At 56.3% G+C, this 17,281-nt stretch carries 11 protein-coding genes, 1 pseudogene and 2 riboswitches; of the genes and pseudogenes, 4 read left to right on the top strand and 8 right to left on the bottom strand.

Going from position 1 to position 17,281, the window contains the following annotated elements; all coding sequences use genetic code 11:
• Nucleotides 1-12 precede the first annotated feature (12 nt).
• From AC628_RS29080 to AC628_RS29060, 5 genes are all read right to left on the bottom strand, one after another.
• Entirely contained in the window at nucleotides 13-1,089 is a 1,077-nt protein-coding gene (locus tag AC628_RS29080) for an ABC transporter substrate-binding protein (protein ID WP_074130198.1), read from the bottom strand.
• Nucleotides 1,090-1,218: 129 nt separating this feature from the next.
• Nucleotides 1,219-1,521 carry a hypothetical protein gene (locus AC628_RS29075; protein ID WP_143201863.1) on the bottom strand — a complete coding sequence of 101 codons (303 nt, stop codon included), beginning with the start codon at nucleotides 1,519-1,521 and terminating at the stop codon, nucleotides 1,219-1,221.
• An 832-nt stretch (nucleotides 1,522-2,353) separates the two neighbouring features.
• A complete protein-coding gene (locus AC628_RS29070; protein WP_074130196.1) occupies nucleotides 2,354-3,532 on the bottom strand; it encodes a M20 aminoacylase family protein in 1,179 nt (392 codons plus the stop codon).
• A gap of 332 nt (nucleotides 3,533-3,864) precedes the next feature.
• Complete coding sequence (locus AC628_RS29065) at nucleotides 3,865-5,052, bottom strand: glycine C-acetyltransferase (protein ID WP_074130195.1); 1,188 nt, start codon at nucleotides 5,050-5,052, stop codon at nucleotides 3,865-3,867.
• Nucleotides 5,053-5,073: 21 nt separating this feature from the next.
• Complete coding sequence (locus tag AC628_RS29060) at nucleotides 5,074-5,940, bottom strand: aminotransferase class IV (protein WP_083633189.1); 867 nt, start codon at nucleotides 5,938-5,940, stop codon at nucleotides 5,074-5,076.
• Nucleotides 5,941-6,972: 1,032 nt separating this feature from the next.
• Nucleotides 6,973-7,060, top strand: a riboswitch (glycine riboswitch).
• Nucleotides 7,061-7,062: 2 nt separating this feature from the next.
• Nucleotides 7,063-7,147, top strand: a riboswitch (glycine riboswitch).
• Between the two features lie 44 nt (nucleotides 7,148-7,191).
• Here AC628_RS29060 and AC628_RS29055 point away from each other — a divergent pair.
• The gene (locus tag AC628_RS29055; RefSeq protein WP_074130193.1) at nucleotides 7,192-8,415 is read left to right on the top strand and encodes a D-amino acid dehydrogenase; all 1,224 of its coding nucleotides are present in this window, start codon (nucleotides 7,192-7,194) and stop codon (nucleotides 8,413-8,415) included.
• 179 nt (nucleotides 8,416-8,594) lie between these two features.
• Here the strand turns inward: AC628_RS29055 and AC628_RS29050 are convergent, their stop codons facing one another.
• From AC628_RS29050 to AC628_RS29040, 3 genes are all read right to left on the bottom strand, one after another.
• Entirely contained in the window at nucleotides 8,595-9,047 is a 453-nt protein-coding gene (locus AC628_RS29050) for an Lrp/AsnC family transcriptional regulator (protein WP_074130192.1), read from the bottom strand.
• A 1,069-nt stretch (nucleotides 9,048-10,116) separates the two neighbouring features.
• A complete protein-coding gene (locus tag AC628_RS29045) occupies nucleotides 10,117-11,787 on the bottom strand; it encodes an MFS transporter (protein ID WP_074130191.1) in 1,671 nt (556 codons plus the stop codon).
• Nucleotides 11,788-12,478: 691 nt separating this feature from the next.
• Nucleotides 12,479-13,756: a diaminopropionate ammonia-lyase gene (locus AC628_RS29040; RefSeq protein WP_083633188.1), complete on the bottom strand. Its 1,278-nt coding sequence runs from the start codon at nucleotides 13,754-13,756 to the stop codon at nucleotides 12,479-12,481.
• 218 nt (nucleotides 13,757-13,974) lie between these two features.
• Between AC628_RS29040 and AC628_RS29035 the strand changes: the two genes are divergently transcribed.
• The 3 genes and pseudogenes from AC628_RS29035 (at nucleotide 13,975) to ltrA (ending at nucleotide 16,885) form a co-directional block, all read left to right on the top strand.
• Nucleotides 13,975-14,508 carry an Lrp/AsnC family transcriptional regulator gene (locus tag AC628_RS29035; protein WP_143201864.1) on the top strand — a complete coding sequence of 178 codons (534 nt, stop codon included), beginning with the start codon at nucleotides 13,975-13,977 and terminating at the stop codon, nucleotides 14,506-14,508.
• A 321-nt stretch (nucleotides 14,509-14,829) separates the two neighbouring features.
• Nucleotides 14,830-15,103: pseudogene (locus AC628_RS29030) on the top strand (transposase); the annotation flags it as partial.
• Between the two features lie 534 nt (nucleotides 15,104-15,637).
• A complete protein-coding gene (ltrA, locus tag AC628_RS29025; RefSeq protein WP_074130189.1) occupies nucleotides 15,638-16,885 on the top strand; it encodes a group II intron reverse transcriptase/maturase in 1,248 nt (415 codons plus the stop codon).
• Nucleotides 16,886-17,281 lie beyond the last annotated feature (396 nt).

The following is a 17,281-nucleotide window of genomic DNA, read 5'->3' as shown; positions in this document are numbered from 1 at the left end:
ATGACAATGTCACTAGCTTAGTACCCATTCCTTAAAGCGCACCGTTAGCTCCTCGAAGTGGTCAGCCCACCACTCATCGTTGATGCTAATGTTCAATTTATTATCTGGATTGGGCTGCCATTTACGCGCGTCGGGTGTGAGGAACTGCGCCGCTGCTCGGTTTGACGGCGTCATGCCAGGGTCGGCATTGGCGAATGCAGCTTGCCGGTCTGGTCGCAGCACGAATTGCAGGTACTTCATCGCATTCGCCTTATTAGGTGCGTTTTTCAGTACCGTGAAATATCCATACAAAAAGGTATTCTGCTTAAAAGAGGGCCTCACTGTTTCCTTTGTTTTCTGCGTTTGAAAGGCCAGGGTCGCATACGTGTAGGTGAAATTGACCTGGCCGCTCACTAGGAGTGACGCCGTTTGGGGAGTTGGTTCAACCCAATTTGAAACATGCGGTTTGATACGGGCTAACGAGCGGAACGCACGGTCGACATCCAATGGATAGAGCCTATCCGGCGGCACTCCGTCAGCCACCAGCGCGATCTCCAAGGTTTCGCTTGCGCGGAATCGCAGGGTGCGCGGGCCCGGAAATTTTTCAAAGTCAAAATACTGGGCGAACGTCTCCGGGTGATTGCCATCCGGAAACTTCTTGTCGTCCCAGCAGATGCAGCCAGTGGAACCCCAAGCAGGGACGGCATCCGGGCGCATAGGCGCAATCAGCTCGTTGCCCTTGAAGAGTGCTGGATCCAATGGTTCCCAGTATCCGTTTTTTGATCCAGCGAGAGCCATGGGACCCGGTGCGTCGAACACGTCCCACTCGACGTTATTCGTGGTCACTTGCGCCTTCACCTTCGCTAGATCCGGCGTGTTGACCAATGTCACGCGTATGCCGGTTTCCTTTTCGAACGGCTTGACGTACGCTTCCTCAGTGAAGCGCTGGTACTCCCCGCCCCACGAAACTACGATTAGGTTGTTGTCTGCGGCAAAGGCCTCACGGGATTTAATGACCATGGGCGCGGCGACCGCACCGGATAAGAAGGTTGCACCGATACTCTGCATCAATCGACGCCGGTGAAGATCGAGTCTATCTGTCGAAGACATGACTATCGTTCCTTTCGTCAAACATCTAGGCGTTCCATTGCGCTGGGCGTGTCGGACGCGCGGTTGCAGGCCCCTAATAAAAGTGTATCAAGTCGCTGAGCGCGGGTCTTGCCGCGCTGCGTCTCTAGCTCACTGTCTGCCAATCCTCCTTCTCGCTTCTTCACTCATCACAAGCGGAATACCCTGGTTAGCAGCCTTCATGTCTTGAGATTTCTGCTTTAGCGTAACTCTCGATGCGTGGATCGTCCAAATTATCGCAGAACGTAGGTCTGCGACTACGAGATCGTCGATCAGCACCTGTGCGAAGGCGGCGCCAGGCGCGAAGGTGAAGGTCAGCAAGTTAATATTTTCAGTCAATTTGATCTGGCTTGAAAGCCGAGAGCCTTCTTCGCCTTCCTCGACGACATTCAGCGCGCATCCTGAATGTCCCAAGGAGGCTCAAGTCCTGTGCGCGAGCAATGTCGACATGGCAGTGATTAGCACCGCAAACGGCCGCCCCTCCCCTAAACAGTTAGATGGTCGTCCCACATCCCTAATCGCAAGCATAAGCGTTTGAGCGGACGCAATGTGAGTTCGATCAGTTGGCCTTTCTTATCGCTAATCAGTAGTCCATTGTCGATATTTCCCAGAACAGCACGTGTAGTGGAGCGAAGGAATACGGTCAGACCTACTAAGTCTCTTTCACTGGATCCAAGGCGCAGATCCGGATACGCGTGATAAGTGCCTTCAGACGCTCTCGTGCTTTAAGTCAAGCAAGGTGCATGTCCACGACAACCGTTAGATATCAGATGATCGGTAGGCGGCTTTCTATTGTGGATTGATCATATGCGGACAGGCATAAAAAGGATCCTCAGCGCCGAGCGAGGGGCGTGAATCAATTCGGCAGGGTATCTCGATCGAAGGTACTCCAACAATCGACAAGGTTTCGATCAAAATGCGGAGGTTACTGAAGTGTGCATCTCGCGGCACCTGCAGATTTGAAACGTTTTGATCCGATCGTCGTTCGGATGGTGTCGGCCATTGAAACTTGTGCGGGGGACGTCGCTTCCCGTCCTCGCCACGGTCTGAGCAGGGTAACCTCAGTACCCGGCCAAGATGGAGGGGGACTAAAAAAGGCCGAGGCAGCCTGGGTACTTCGAGGATAGCTCCTGTTGTTACCCTTTGATCTTACGAGCGACTCCAAAATTGCCAAAGCTGGTGGTTTGCGCGCGAATGGCGCAACCAGCCACTCAGTGGGCCGGACAGCTGGCCACCACTTCTGTAGTCACGAGGCCGCCAGCGTCGCCTCGACAAGGTTTACCCAGTAGCCGATGCCATAGGGGAGCGCGTCATCGCAGAAGTCATAGGAGGGATTATGGAGGGCGGCAGTGGGGCCGTTGCCGATCAAAATCAGTGCTCCAGCCCGCGCCTCAGAAAGATACGCAAAATCCTCGCCGATCATCAGAGCTGGCGTGTTATGATCTACATTCTCGTTTCCCACGAGCCTGCGAGCAGCGCCGAGCGCTAGCGCAGTTTCCTCAGGCCAATTCACTGTCACTGGAACCGAACGAGAGTAGCTGAATTCTATATCGGCTCCGAAACCCACAGCGATCGCTCGGGCGACAGCCGGAATCTGCTTCTCAGCGAAGTCCCGCAATTCAGGTGCGAGCGTTCGGACGGTGCCGGCCATTGAAACTTGCTCGGGGATCACATTGTAGGCCTCTCCTGCGATGAGGCGTGTGACCGAGATGACAAAGGGTTGTCGCGCATCGGTGCTTCGCGTAACCAGCGCTTGTAGCCCCAGAACGATCTGCGCCGCGATGACGACGGGATCGACAGTATGGTGAGGCATTGCAGCGTGACCTCCACGGCCCTTCACCAAAAGATCAAAATCGTCTTGGGAAGCCATCAGCGCGCCACTGCGGATAGCGAACTTGCCGATGTCAATGCCTGGCATATTGTGAATCCCGAACACCCTCGAAATCCCAAAACGGTCCATCACGCCCTCGCGGACCATTCTTTGCCCGCCCGTCTCGCCTCCAGGGCCATTCTCTTCCGCCGGTTGGAATATCAGCGCGACGGTGCCGCGAAAGTCCCGGGTGTCTGCAAGGTACTTCGCAGCGCCAAGTAGCATGGCGGTATGCCCGTCGTGGCCGCACGCATGCATTTTGCCGGGCACCTTTGAAGACCAAGGCTTGCCCGAAGCCTCCAGCATAGGCAACGCGTCCATGTCCGCCCTGAGCCCAATCGTGGGGCCGTCGCCCCCTTTTCCTTGAATGAGCGCGACGACGCCGGTCTCGGCGATCCCTGTGTCAACGTGGTTTATGCCGAACGAGGCGAGTTTCTCGGCGACAAAACGAGCCGTGTTGTGGACTTGAAACTCCAATTCCGGTTTCTGGTGCAGATACTGCCGCCAGCCACTCACCTCTTGCTGAAGCGGTCGGAACGCGTCGAAATTATTCATGATTCCTCTGCCTGCTGAACGTAGAACGAAGCTACAACTGCTCCCGCCGATCTGGTGCCCATTTCGCGAAAGCATACTCGAAATGAAACGTGTCCTTCAGAAATGCCCTATCCATTGCCGTTTACGCCGTTGATCGAAGGGGATGTTGTAGCCGTGCTGCGACAGCGCGTGGGCTGATGCTCCGCCTGACATATCCGCGCTGATCACAACAATCTTGGATATTCCTATCCTCCAGATCATGAAATCGGAAGGCGGCTAACCCGCCCGGTCGAAAATTCACTCGATGGTAGAGACTGTGGCCTCAGTGACCGAGGCGACAGTCCGCAGGGACATCAGACGATGCCGAGCTGACTTCCCACTTCCTTGAAGGCGTAAATAGCTCGCTCGATGTCCTCAGCCGAATGCGCGGCAGACATCTGCACCCGGATGCGCGCCTGGCCCTTCGGGACAACTGGGAAGGAAAAGCCGATCACATAGATGCCACGCTTCAACATTTCCTGGGCCATCTGCTGCGCTAGTCTCTCATCGCCCAACATCACGGGGATAATCGGGTGGTCAGCCCCGGCGAGTGTGAATCCGGCTTTGGTCATTTTCCTACGAAAACTGTGCGCGTTGTCATACAGCTTTGCGCGCAACGCATCGCCGTTCTCGATGATCTCGAATACCTTGAGCGAAGCACTTGCGATTGCCGGCATCAACGCGTTGGAGAATAGATAGGGCCGGGAACGTTGCCGAAGCCAATCGACCACTTCGTGCTTCCCAGACGTATAGCCACCTGAGGCGCCTCCGAGGGCCTTGCCAAGGGTTCCCGTGATGATGTCGACACGGCCCTCCACGCCGCAGTGCTCTGCGGAGCCATGCCCATGCGTACCGACAAAGCCGATCGCGTGGCTGTCGTCTACCATGACCATCGCGTCGTATTTCTCAGCAAGATCGCAGATGTCGCGAAGATTGGCGATGATGCCGTCCATGGAGAAAACGCCGTCGGTGGCGATAAGCCGGAAGCGGCTGGCTTCCGCCTTCTTCAACTCTTCTTCGAGTGCGGCCATGTCGTTGTTTACATAGCGAAAGCGCTTTGCCTTGGAGAGACGCACTCCATCGATGATCGAGGCGTGGTTCAGCGCATCGGAGATGATGGCGTCCTCCTCGCCTAGAAGCGTCTCGAACAGGCCGCTATTGGCGTCAAAGCAGGACGAATAAAGGATCGTATCCTCAAGCCCGAGAAAGGCCGATATGCGAGCTTCGAGCTGCTTGTGCTCTTCCTGCGTGCCGCAAATGAAGCGTACCGATGCCATGCCATAGCCATAGCGATCAAGGGCGGCCTTGGCCGCAACACGCAATTCTTCATTGTCGGCGAGGCCGAGGTAATTATTCGCGCAGAAGTTCAGTACGTTTGAACCGTCAGCCACTTCGATCTTGGACGACTGCGTCGAGGTGATAATCCGTTCGGCTTTGTAGAGCCCGGACTGCCGGAGCGAGGAGAGCTCCGACCGCAGATGAGAGAGAAAGGAGCCGGTCATGCGACAGCCCACTGGGTCCTGTTACTCATAGGCGATCGGGGTGGACCATGCTGGATCACCATGCTTCTGCCAGTATATCTTGGTCAAGCGCCGAGTTATTGGACCGACGTTGCCGTCACCGATCGGCTCTTTCTCGACGCAGGTCACAGGCATGATGCCTCCCGCGGTCGATGTAATGAAGACCTCGTCGGCGCTGCGCAGTTCCGCACGAGATACGTCGACCGCTTCGACCTGCAGTCCGATCTCTGCGCAAATGTCGAACACGCTCCTGCGCGTTATGCCAGGAAGAACTCCAAATTCCGGAGTCCTGAGAGCGCCGCCCTTGACGATGAAGACGTTGAATCCTGGACCTTCCGCAATATTGCCGTTGGTATCCAGGATCAGCGCGGTCTCCCCGCCGGCGTCATAAGCGTCGAAAAGGCCCATGACGAGGTCCAGCCAATGATAGTTTTTGATGGTCGTGTCGACCGAGTTGGGAGGAATTCGAACGGTTTCGCTAATCGAAACGTGCAGCCCGCGTTCTAGCTGCTCCTTATTGGCGACGGATCCAAACGGTATCGCAAACGCAATGAAGCGATTCTCCGCTTGACGGGGATCGCGGCTAAAGGTTGGTGACGATCCGCGCGTGCAAATCATCTCGACGTAAGCAGACTTGTGTCCTGAGAGTGCCACACAATTGTGGAGGATTTCCTCCACCTCCCTACGGCCGTATGGAAGTGTCATCCTAAGGCGCTCGACGCCTCGCCAGAATCGATCAAGGTGCAGGTCGAGGCGAAAGAACCGACCATCCCACACATGAGCAGTGTCATACGTAGCGTCTGAGTGAAGGAAGCCATAGTCCAACACGGAGACTTTCGCCTCGGACATCGGAAGGTACTGACCATCCATGAATGCCACACCATGGGGATAACGGCGGCGGTCGACGTGATTCTGTTCGACATTTGGCAGCGCATTTACGGTGTTAGTCAGTGTGATTGTCACTGTGGCTCTCCCGGCAGTTTACCTGACCGATGCGGTGTGACCCGTCGTCGGATCACAATTCCCCCGCGCGTCGGCTCCAAGCTATAATTGGCACGGACAATTGATGGTAAAAAGCCAATCCCAAGTCATATACGAAGCGAACGCTTCAAAATGCATGGCGTGGAGACCGATAAATACACAAGCTAGCCCAGAACTGAGTGGCTCTTGGTTCGGGCGACCCGCCGCGTGTGAGAAGGCTGTAGGCACAAAATTCCCGGGAGCGTCGCTAGCTAATCGACGCAATGCTTGACGAAAGAAGCGCTTTTGCGTCAGCGCTTGGTGCGCAGAAAAAATGAAAGGCAATTAGAATGGCTTAGGATTTGTTGATCACGATCATTGTAGTTCATCGGGCCGTGTTTGAGCAAGTGTGCCAAGCTTCACGCCTGAAGCTGTTCGCGGGGTATTGCATCGTACCTCGCAAGCGCGCGGAGCTTTACGATCCAATGCGTCGCGATGCAGCGAGTCCTGTTTGCTTGCAGCGCTCTAGGCGGCCGCCCGGGTGACTGGAGCCCCTAGAGCACCGGACCGGAGATGCGCCCGATTTTCGCGAATGCGCTACAACGCATTGATCTGCACATCGAGTGCCCGGCGGCGGTTGCAACCAGAAAAAGCCACTGAAACGGCTGGTTCTTGCGATCGCCTGGGACGCGCGCTCCCGTTATTGTCTTGGCTGCTTTTGAGCCGTACGTTTCACTGGTCTGAACATTTTGGCGCAAATTTATCGCCAAGTATGTCATTCATTGCTCAGCAACTCGACGCGCGATCGGCTGTTACGATCGGCCGCGAGATGTCAAACTTGGAACTCGAACAAGATTCCTAACAGGCTATTCGCTGAGAGGTGTGGAGGATCGACGATGCCCTAGTTGGGTAGATGATCCATAGAAATAGAATAACGGTTCTTAGGCTTGGATAGGAGAGACACCTGTTAGAGGTGCGCCGACGGAGCAACCCCCCAGGAAACTCTCAGGCAAAAGGACTTCCAATGCCGAACAATCTGGAGAGCAGCGCAATTAGCGCTCACCGAAGGGGATCCTCTCAGAGCGAGGAAGAATCTCTCAGGTAAAAAGACAGATGGGGGCCGGGACTGGCGGATGTCCGAACCCTACTGTTGGAAAGCTAATGCCCCATATCATCATTCTAGGCGCAGGTATCGCTGGTGTCACTACGGCGTACGCGCTTCTGCAGAGTGGCCACCGAGTGACTGTAGTCGATCGCCATCGTTATCCTGCTATGGAAACGTCATTTGCAAATGGTGGTCAGCTATCGGCCAGCAATGCCGAGGTCTGGACGAGTTGGTCAACCATCAAGAAGGGCATCACTTGGATGCTCAAACAAGATGCGCCATTGTTGATGAACCCGGCTCCAAGCTGGCATAAGTATTCCTGGCTTGCTGAGTTCGCATCCAACATCCCGAAGTACGCGGATAACACCATCACAACGACCCGATTGGCGATCGCAGCACGCAAGCACATCTTCGAGATCGCCGAAAATGAGAATATCGCGTTCGATCTGGAGAGAAGAGGTATTCTTCACATCTATTACGACAAAGCTGGTTTTGACGCGGCGTTGGCTGTCAACAAGCTCCTCAATCAAGGTGGTCTTGATCGGCAGCCGGTTGCGCCTTCAGAGCTTGCGAGCATAGAACCGTCACTTCGCGGTTCGTTCTACGGCGGGTTCTACACTCCATCTGATTCAACAGGAGATATTCATAAGTTTACTCGAGGTCTTGCGGAAGCCTGTCGGAGAAGAGGTGCTCAGTTCGTTTTCGAAGCCGAGGTTGTGAGCATTGAGACCGGGAAAGGTGTGTCCTTGACGTGTCGATCATCGAACAACCCTTCCGAAAGCCGCGATGTCGCAGGCGATGCAATCATTGTTTGCGCGGGCGTGGGCAGTCGCCGACTTGCCGCGCTTCTGGGCGATCGCATCAATGTCTATCCGGTGAAAGGTTACTCCATTACTGTCCCTCTCGAAGATGAAACAAGCCAGAAAGGTGCGCCTTGGGTAAGCATGCTCGACGACAGAGCGAAGATCGTCACAAGCCGCCTAGGTAAAGACCGCTTACGAGTGGCTGGCACGGCAGAATTCAATGGGATGAATCGAGATATTCGACATGATCGGATACGACCACTCGTGGAGTGGGTGGAGCGTCTATTTCCTGAGGTCTCGACAGCCCACGTCGTCCCTTGGGCCGGCTTGAGGCCGATGATGCCGGACATGATGCCTCGCGTACTACGAGGCAAGCGAAAAAACGTCTTCTATAACACAGGGCACGGGCACCTGGGATGGACCCTTTCATGCATTACGGCAGAAATGGTCGCAGAAATAGTGAATAGCAACGCGTAATTCGGTCCGAGCATATAATGTTTTTCGAAGAGCTGCCGGCCTATTCCCCCGGTGGCTCTTCTTTAGGTATGCTGCAGATGCGGAGCGCTTGAACGATGGAAGTCGGCTAATGACGGTTGCGATATTGCGGCCGAGGGATAACGACGAACGGCGGGGTGGAGAGATATCTATCCTTCTGTCTAAACCTTTATCCGGGGCTCGAACTTGACGCGATCAAGCGTAATCATACTCTGGAATTTCCGCACGTTCGGATTTGTATACAGCTTTGTTTTGACGAAGATGTCGAACGCCTCGACATCATCTACAGTGACGATCAGAACGAAATCTGCGTCGCCTGTAACCATGTAGCACTGGCTGACCTCACTGGCCGCGCGCATCGCGCGCTTGAAATCGTCAACGAGGTCAAGGCGTTCGCGGTCGAGCTCGACCGTGACAACGACCGTTAGGGATTTGCCGAGGGCTTTCGGATCGACGAGCGAGATATCGGCAACAATCACTCCACTCGACCGCAACCTGTTAACGCGCCGCATGCATGAGGCAGAGGAGGAACCAACGACTTCCGCCAGGTTGGCAAAGGAGAGTAGGTTGTTCTTCTGTAGTGCCGCGAGAATTCTTCGATCCAGGTCGTCCATCCACCACACTCGGCTATTTCTGATAGGTTTCCGATGGCAAAATCGCGCCGCCTCGCAACTCGCCTTCGGATCGTTTCCGGAGCGAACATTTCAGCTCACTCATCGCTGCGATCTAGGCTTCCACGGGTGGTGTATTGTACAACAGATAATCTAGCGATAGGACCGAGAATTTTGCAAAGAAGCCGGCAAAACTTGCCAGCCGGTCGACGGAAAGGGAAGCCCTAATTTCCAGTCCGGCGTTAGGGATAAGCGAGTTGGATGGGCTCCGCCTGTGTGTGCCAGAGCCGAAATCCGGACCTATTTTAAGGCGCTTCCCAACCCTCCGGTCGCGTGGTTCGAAGCTCGAACATGCAGATCGGGTTGAAGAACCGCGCAAATCCACAAGCACCTATGAATAGCGTCGATTGTCTTCTGTACTTCGATGCAGTTAGCTGCGCCCCGGCTTGGCCAGTGTGCAAGCACCGAGCTTCGGCAAGGCGTAGGATGAAATGCCGCGCGTCAGGACGCGGAGAAGTGTTTCAATCTCACAAGCTTGATTTGCCCCCGAGAAGACCATTCCGGACTCTCGAGTTGTGGAGAAGACTACGCCATCGAGCACTCGAGCCCAGTTCGACATGGGTTTGGTGTGCGCAAGTGCCGTGCGATCAACTGCAGAACGTCTGCGCGTTGACGTATTTGTCCGTTGCAAAGGTCTTGTCATGGATGGCAAATGTGAAGCCACAGCGAATGCCGCAACTCGCCGCTTTACAGTCGTCGCTCGTTTGCCGACCAAATTGATGGCGCGAGCCCGACGTTCAGTCAAAACGGTCGCACGTCGCGGATTGTGCGACAAACCACAGGATCAAAGGCATCATAGTGTCGACAAAAACAATGTGCTGCCAGGAATATGGCGAGATCAAGTGGAGTCTCCATCGGTCAGAGCAAGCTATGCAGAGCAAGATAATTCAGCGCTGTAGCAATGCCCGCCATACCTCCTTGCAGCCATCCTGATCAGTGCTTTCGGTCAACCGGTCGATAAGGTTCTGAAAAAGTACAATACATATCGGCGAACCTCCGGCTACCACTTGTCCTACGGCCCCGGCCATCGCCGGGCAACGGCGTCATGCGCGGTTCCGTCCGGGCGCTCTTCTGTCCATCGAACAGACCCGAACGGCCTCTCGAGCATACGCCGGACGCGCACTGGTTCAGGACCGATATGGAAAGCCATGGCCTGCTGGTCCAGCGCGCGCTCCGCCTGAGTTGAGCGGTTGCGCTGCCGCAGATAATCGAGCCACGTCGGGCAATGATAACGCTCGGTCCAGAGTTCGGGATCGGCAATGTCGCGTGCAATCGACCAACCATATGCGCCGTTGCGCTGCCGAAATAACTGGACCTCCTGGATTACTTCGTGGAAGGCGCGTGCATTCTCCTGAGGGATCCGATATTCGACTTCCACCACAAGTGGCCCGCTACGTCCGGTCAAGGCGAGCCGGACCTTGGGATTCTCAAGTAACTCGGCCGCTTCGTCTTGCGCATCGATGCGCGGCATGGTCAGCCACATCCCGAGGATGGGTGAACTGAGCATCAGAGCTGCTGATATCAGAAGCGCGATGTCGACCCCGGCCGCGTCGGTCAGATGCCCCCAGCCCCAACTGCCGAGTGCAATCCCACCGGAGCTCACTGCTTGATAAGCCGCGAGCGATCGCCCGGCCACCCAGCGTGGCGACGAGATCTGCACGCCGATGCTAAACAGAACCCACGCAATCATCCATACGGCCCCCGCCAATACGAGCGCGGTGCCAGTCAAAATCAGCTCTCGGCTCAGGGCTACCGCGGCAACAGCGCCCCCCATAGACAGAGCGCAACCGCGGATTGCTGCTTCGCCGCTCATTCGTTTGCGCACCTGGGGGATACATAACGCGCCGATCACAGCACCTAGACCAAAGGCGCTGAACATGAGGCCATAAGTCTGGGCGCCGCCGCGTAGGAGATCGCGTGCAACGAGCGGCATAAGCGCAAGAATAGCGCCGCCGATGACGCCGGTTACTAGGGCGCGAAACAGAACGATCCTGATGGATGGCGAGTTCGTGATATAGCGTACACCAGAAATGATCGCGCGGTCGAGTGTTTCCGGAGGCAAGCGCGAGGGTTTGGGGGCGCGCTTCCATACGAATAGAGCGAGCATTAGTGGCAGATACAGCAGTGCGTTGAGCGCAAACGCAGCAACCGCGCCGCCGGCTGCAACCAGAGTACCGCCGATGGCAGGACCGATGCTGCGCGCGATATTGTAGCTGATGCCGTTCAACGCGACGGCCGCGGGAAGCGCCGCGGGGGGCACCTGTTCGCCGACCGAAGATTGCCAAGCTGGCCCCATCAGCGCCATTCCACTACCGACGACAAAGCAGAGCACCAGCAAACTAATTGGCGTTGTGAGACCCTGCCAGTCGAGCACGGTCAGCGCAGTTGCACCGCAAAGCTCAATCGACAACGCCACCAACCCTACGACGCGACGGTCATGCAGGTCGGCGATGGCTCCGGCCAACATCGAGATCAGCATGACGGGCATCATGAGCGCCGTCTGCACCAGTGCAACTCGATCCGCGGAGGGCGTCATCTGCGTCATAGCCCAAGCTGCGCCCACGCCTTGGACCAACAGGCCAAGGTTAGTTAGTAAGCTCGCAAGCCAGATGCGGCGGAAGGTTGGATAGCGCAACGGTGCGGTGATTCCGCCGGCGCCGAACGGCTTGGAGGGATCATTCATCTCGGCTCCTGCGGTGTTCCTAAGGCGGCGCTTCTGAGAGATAAGTGACGAAATTATAACTTCTTCATCTGCCGTCGCACAAACGCTCCTTCCGTTCACCTTGACGCACCTCACGCTCGGAAGCCGGTGTGAGAAGATGTTCGGGAAGCAGCCTCGACGTTCTCTCGCCAGTTGGCTGATGTACGCATTGCGGGTTCGCGGCTCGTTCGCTTCTCATCTCGCGGTAGAGCTCCCGGCATAGAGCACTTGGCTTTACGACGGATTCGTGTATGTGGTGAGAAAGCCACGTCTGATGCTGAAACTTTCGAAAGAACGTCGACCGTTCTGCGTAGATCGGAAATGCAAAGCCGACAGACAGAGAGCTGTACTCGGGCAAGAAACGTTAGTTTGAGCCTGCTGACTGTTCTACTCGCACCTACAATGGTTGGAAGCTATCATCACTTGGCATGCGACCGCTCAGAAGCGGCTGTCGAGAATGATCACAGAAAGAAGCCGCCGGTCTATGAGACCGGCGGCCAAGTCAGGGAGGTAGCCCCGAGGGGCTGCGGTAAAGCCACATACCGCATGCAACCGCCGATCGCTCGGCGGATTTGTATTCAAAGAGAACGACGACAAAAGCATGTCTGAGTTGTCGCTACTATAAGGGGACACGGTGAGAAACCCGTGCGAGGCATCACGCCCGGTTTATTTTTCACGTGTGCCGATGAGGCGTCAGTTTTGTGCGATTTGAACCAACCGCGACATCGAGCCGACCACTAGAGTTTCGAACAGAGCTGGAGTTTCTAGCCAAAACTTGTGCGGGAGTCGCACCCACGAGTTTCTCGTAAAGGAGGATATCCGTCGCGCCCTCGGTGTTGATCACAAAGACCCGCGCGTCGGATCTCAAATCAAGTTTGTTGCGCAGCTCCTCGTCGGAAGTAGCCTTCAACAAAGCGGCGACGCCAACCCCTCCGCTCTCGCCTGCAACGACGGTAGGGTCGCCATGGTGCGGATTTGCTAAGCGCCTCATGACGCCAATTGCGTCCTCGTCTTCCACCACCATGAAGGCGTCGGCTGCGCGCGAAAGCACGCGCCAAGCGACGAGAGAGGGCTCGTAACATTCGAGCATCGCCATCACCGTAGAATGTTCGTATGGCACCTTGACTGGACGTCCTGCCCGAGCGCTTTCAAAAAGGCACGCCGCTCGCGATGGTTCAACAACAGTAAAAAACGGGCGATCATCACCGAACGCGATTGAGAAATGTCCCGCAACTGTGGCCGCCAGTCCACCTACCCCGGCCTGAATGAAGACGTGGGTAGGAGATTCAGGCAGTTGTCGCAGCGCCTCACTCAGTAGGGCCGTATACCCCTGCATCACCAGTGCCGGGATACGCTCGTAACCGGGCCAAGATGTATCAGAAACTGTCAGCCATCCGCGTTCCCTTGCTACTCGGGATGCCTCGGCAACCGCGTCGTCATAGGTGCCGTCAACGCGAATTATCTGCGCACCGAAGCTGGCGATTGCAGCGACGCGCTCGTTGCTCACGCCCGAGTGAACGAAGATGACGCATTTTGCGCTGGCGAGCCGGGCACCTTGAGCGACCGATCTTCCATGATTACCATCCGTGGCACATGAAACCGTCATGGCTTCTGCCACCGCCCTTGCGTCGGGTCTGTGTATCTCGGAAATGTCGATTGAACGTCCTAGCTGTCGCGCGGCTTCCTCAAGTATCAATCGAATCACAGCATAAGAGCCGCCCAAAGCTTTGAAGCTGCCCAGTCCGTGTCGATGGGCTTCATCCTTGAGATAGATTGAGCCAACTCCAATCTCGCGAGCAAGCCCAGGCAAGGAAATGAGGGGAGTTTGCTTGTGGCCCTCCCGGTGCTCAAGAAATCGCTCGACCTCACGGGCTGCCTCAAGGCCCAGTACCTCAGAGTCCGACGCATCCAAGGGGGCTCGATAGTCGACGTGCTCGTTCAAGAATAACATGGTTTCCACGTTCTTCTGGTTCAACCAGCGTTAAAGTACTTCATAAAGGGTGAGAAAAGCGCTGCATTACGGGGCGGTTTGTGCAAGATTCGCTCGCCGACCCCGATATCTGGTAGCGCCGCGCGCGTCTAGAAAGAGCCATAGCCAGGAGTGTCGGATCTCTAGCGGTCTTACAGGTTCATTTGGCTTAGTCGGAAAGGAATGAGGGAGCGGAAGTGATCGAAAAAAGGAGTGAGTTAGCTGGTCGCGAACTGGATCGGTTTGATCTTGCAATCCTGAAGATTCTGCAGCGAGACAACAAGACTCCGCAGCGCGCGATCGCAGAGACGGTTGGCCTTTCTGCGCCCGCGGTTCAACGCCGTGTCAGGCGCATGGAGGAAAACGGGACCATTGTTGCCAACGTCGCCATTGTCGATCCTTCCAGTGTGCGGCAGGAAATCACGTTGGTCGTAGAGGTCGAGATGGACAGCGAGCTCGGTCATCTTCACGATCAAGCAAAACGTGCTTTCACTCAAGCGCCTGAAATACAGCAGTGCTATTACGTGACGGGCGAGATCGATTTTGTATTGGTCATTACCGTGCGCTCGATGACCGATTACGAAGCCCTAAGCAGACGATTATTCTTCGGGAATAACCACGTTAAACGGTTCCGAAGCTTTGTGGCTATGGATCGGGTTAAGGTGGGCCTTTCATTGAATTTGGATGCTCGAAAAGAAGGAGTGGAAGCTCGGGTCGATAGAAGGAATGCTTGAGGGGAGGGCACGTGCCGCTCTAAGCTGTTGTCCAGGTCGTCGGAAGTGATGCCTTCCTTATTGTGCAGTTATCTCGAGCTTCTCACGGTCGGCAGGCCCCAACCAAAGCTGTTGCCAGGAACCACAGGTTGATCGGCAAAATCGAATGATTCGTCGTCCGTGAAGAACTCTCCAAGCCATTGAGCGGGAGTCGATTTTTTGGAGCGGGGCGACGTTTGAGATTGCAAGCTTTTTGGGTTTGAAGGCCGGGAAGCTTGCAATTTCATTTTTGCGATTCCTCGAATCGCGGGTCGTGATTCCATGATCGCGTCGGAGGGGACGATGCAACCCAAGGAACGACGGGACAGCGGACAGGCTGATCTTCTGCGCTCCCGGCTGGACGCGATCATCGACATGAACCGTGCGCTGGTGAAGCCGGCGCGGACGATCGACTGGTCGTTCCTCGAGAGAGCTGTTCGGCGCGGTCTACGAGGATAAGCCGGGTCGGCCGCCGCTGCCGACGCGGCTGATGGCCGGATTGGCCACCCTCAAGCACACCTACGACCTCTCCGATGAAGTGCTGTGCGAGCGTTGGGTGGAGAACCCCTATTACCGTGTGCCTCGTAGCTGGTGCGTATCTGCCAGCATAACTGTGTTGAAGATGGGAGCTGACCTCCCGGAGCCGGCCTGCAGGGGCAGGCTTCAAACCACTCCAGGCTGCTGCGTTTAAGAGACGTGGTGGTGAGCGCTGGGGAAAAGGCGGCGGGCTACGCCGTCAGGTGAGTGATGGGAAGATGAGCGCAAGCGAACCGCCGATGACGCATCGAAATGGGTCCAGACGCTGTCAAAACGAGCATCGTGGTAATGATGCTCGGAAGAGTGTGGGCGATACCTGCTTACGGTCCACGCGGCAGCCGGTGTATAGGCGGCATGATCTCATCACAGGCTTCAATCCGGAACGAGGGAACCTGGCTCGGGGTGTTAAGGGAAATCCGCAAGTGGCGCACACCACGAGGGAGAATACCAAAACCCGAGACAGGGGCGGAGCAGCCTGTAGTAGCGCTGAAGTGGCTGCAATGGCCATGGAGCGAAGGGGCTGCGTTATCCTGTCCGACATCGGACGCCAACCGGCTTTGTCGGGAGGAGCGTCATGACGCCGGACAAACCGTTGCCGATCACCAAGCGTATGGTCTGGGAGGCCTACCAGCTGGTGGCAGGGAATGGAAAAGCGGCGGGCGTCGATGGCCAGAGCCTGGATGAATTCGCGCAGGACCTTGGGAATAACCTCTACAAGCTCTGGAATCGCATGGCGTCGGGAAGCTATCTCCCGCCTGCGGTCAAGCGCGTGGAGATTCCCAAAGCCAACGGCGGCATCCGTCCTCTGGGCATTCCGACGGTCGCAGACCGCGTCGCGCAGATGGTGGTCAAGCAGTATCTGGAACCGGGGTTGGATCGAGCGTTTGATCCTGACTCCTATGGCTATCGGCCGGGAAAATCAGCGCATCTGGCGATCGAGCAAACGCGCAAGCGGTGCTGGGACTATGACTGGGCTTTGGATCTCGACATCAAAGGCTTTTTCGACACGATCGATCATGCCCTTTTGGTGAGAGCGCTTCGGAAGCATTGTCAGGAGCCCTGGGTCTTGCTGTACGTCGAGAGATGGCTGAAGGCTCCGGTGGAGATGCCCGATGGGACTATCCAGAAACGGGAAGCCGGAACACCGCAAGGTGGAGTGGTAAGCCCGTTGCTGGCAAATCTTTTTCTGCATTACGCCTTCGATGCGTGGATGCGTCGGATGTTTCCGCGCATTCCGTTCGAACGCTATGCCGATGATGCAATCTGCCATTGCCGGACACGGCAAGAAGCGGAGCATCTAAAGGCGGTTTTGGAGAAAAGGTTGGCCGACTGTCATCTGACGCTGCACCCGCAGAAAACCCAAGTGGTTTACTGCAAGGACAGCAATCGACGCGGGACACATCCGCAAGTCCACTTCACCTTCCTTGGCTTCACCTTCCGACCCCGCATGGCGAAGAATCGTTGGGGAAAGCTCTTCACGTGCTTCCTTCCCGCAGTTAGTCCGCAGGCGCTCACGCGCATGCGGGAGCGGATAAGGAGCTGGCGCTTGCCACAGCACGCGCCGCTTCCGTTGGCTGATATAGCCCGAATACTCAATCCGGTCCTTCAAGGGTGGTGGCAGTATTACGGGCGCTTCTATCCAACGGAGCTGTGGAAGCTGTTCACGTACTTCGACGAACGTCTCGGAGCCTGGCTCCGACGGAAGTACAAGCCGCTCAAAAGGCACCGGGGACGGAGCTTGCGGCGGCTGAACGGCATTGCGAAGCGCAACCCCTCGCTCTTCGTCCATTGGGCACGCCTTGGCCACGCAACGGTTGGGTGACAAGAGCCGGATGATGCGAGAGTATCACGTCCGGTTGTGTGTCCAGGTAAAGCTAGCGTGTTCAGCAGGAGACAGACCTGCCGGGGTAGAAGTCAGAGCCCCGTAGTTTGGATAGCGGAGGGAGTAGAAACAGAACCTTCGAAGCCTATCGACAAGGTCTCCCAAGGGGAGGTCACGAGTCGGCGGGCCGTATCAAAAGAGAACGCATTGTGGCCTCGAAAGTGAGTAACTCCGAGGGCCGAGCCTGCAACCGTAGGGCGAAGGCAGTATGGGTTATAGCGCGACAATCAGGATGAGAGCGGCGCGTCAATCAAGATGAGACGAGGCGACCGAGTCAGGGGATCATTGACGCTCGCGGCGGTTTTGGCAAGGCTTGATTGACGCCGCGCGACAATC

The sequence above is a fragment of the Bradyrhizobium sp. NAS96.2 genome (assembly GCF_001908235.1).
Taxonomy (GTDB): Bacteria; Pseudomonadota; Alphaproteobacteria; order Rhizobiales; family Xanthobacteraceae; genus Bradyrhizobium.
Note: the sequence above shows the minus strand (reverse complement) of the source record. Positions and strands in the feature narration are given on the sequence as shown.

Coding starts and splice junctions, on each gene's coding strand:
- AC628_RS29060 (WP_083633189.1), bottom strand. CDS start 5,940: ATGGATGGTCAGTACCTTCCGATGTCCGAGGCGAAAGTCTCCGTGTTG.
- AC628_RS29050 (WP_074130192.1), bottom strand. CDS start 9,047: ATGGACGACCTGGATCGAAGAATTCTCGCGGCACTACAGAAGAACAAC.
- AC628_RS29065 (WP_074130195.1), bottom strand. CDS start 5,052: ATGACCGGCTCCTTTCTCTCTCATCTGCGGTCGGAGCTCTCCTCGCTC.
- AC628_RS29055 (WP_074130193.1), top strand. CDS start 7,192: ATGCCCCATATCATCATTCTAGGCGCAGGTATCGCTGGTGTCACTACG.
- AC628_RS29070 (WP_074130196.1), bottom strand. CDS start 3,532: ATGAATAATTTCGACGCGTTCCGACCGCTTCAGCAAGAGGTGAGTGGC.
- AC628_RS29040 (WP_083633188.1), bottom strand. CDS start 13,756: ATGTTATTCTTGAACGAGCACGTCGACTATCGAGCCCCCTTGGATGCG.
- ltrA (WP_074130189.1), top strand. CDS start 15,638: ATGACGCCGGACAAACCGTTGCCGATCACCAAGCGTATGGTCTGGGAG.
- AC628_RS29080 (WP_074130198.1), bottom strand. CDS start 1,089: ATGTCTTCGACAGATAGACTCGATCTTCACCGGCGTCGATTGATGCAG.
- AC628_RS29045 (WP_074130191.1), bottom strand. CDS start 11,787: ATGAATGATCCCTCCAAGCCGTTCGGCGCCGGCGGAATCACCGCACCG.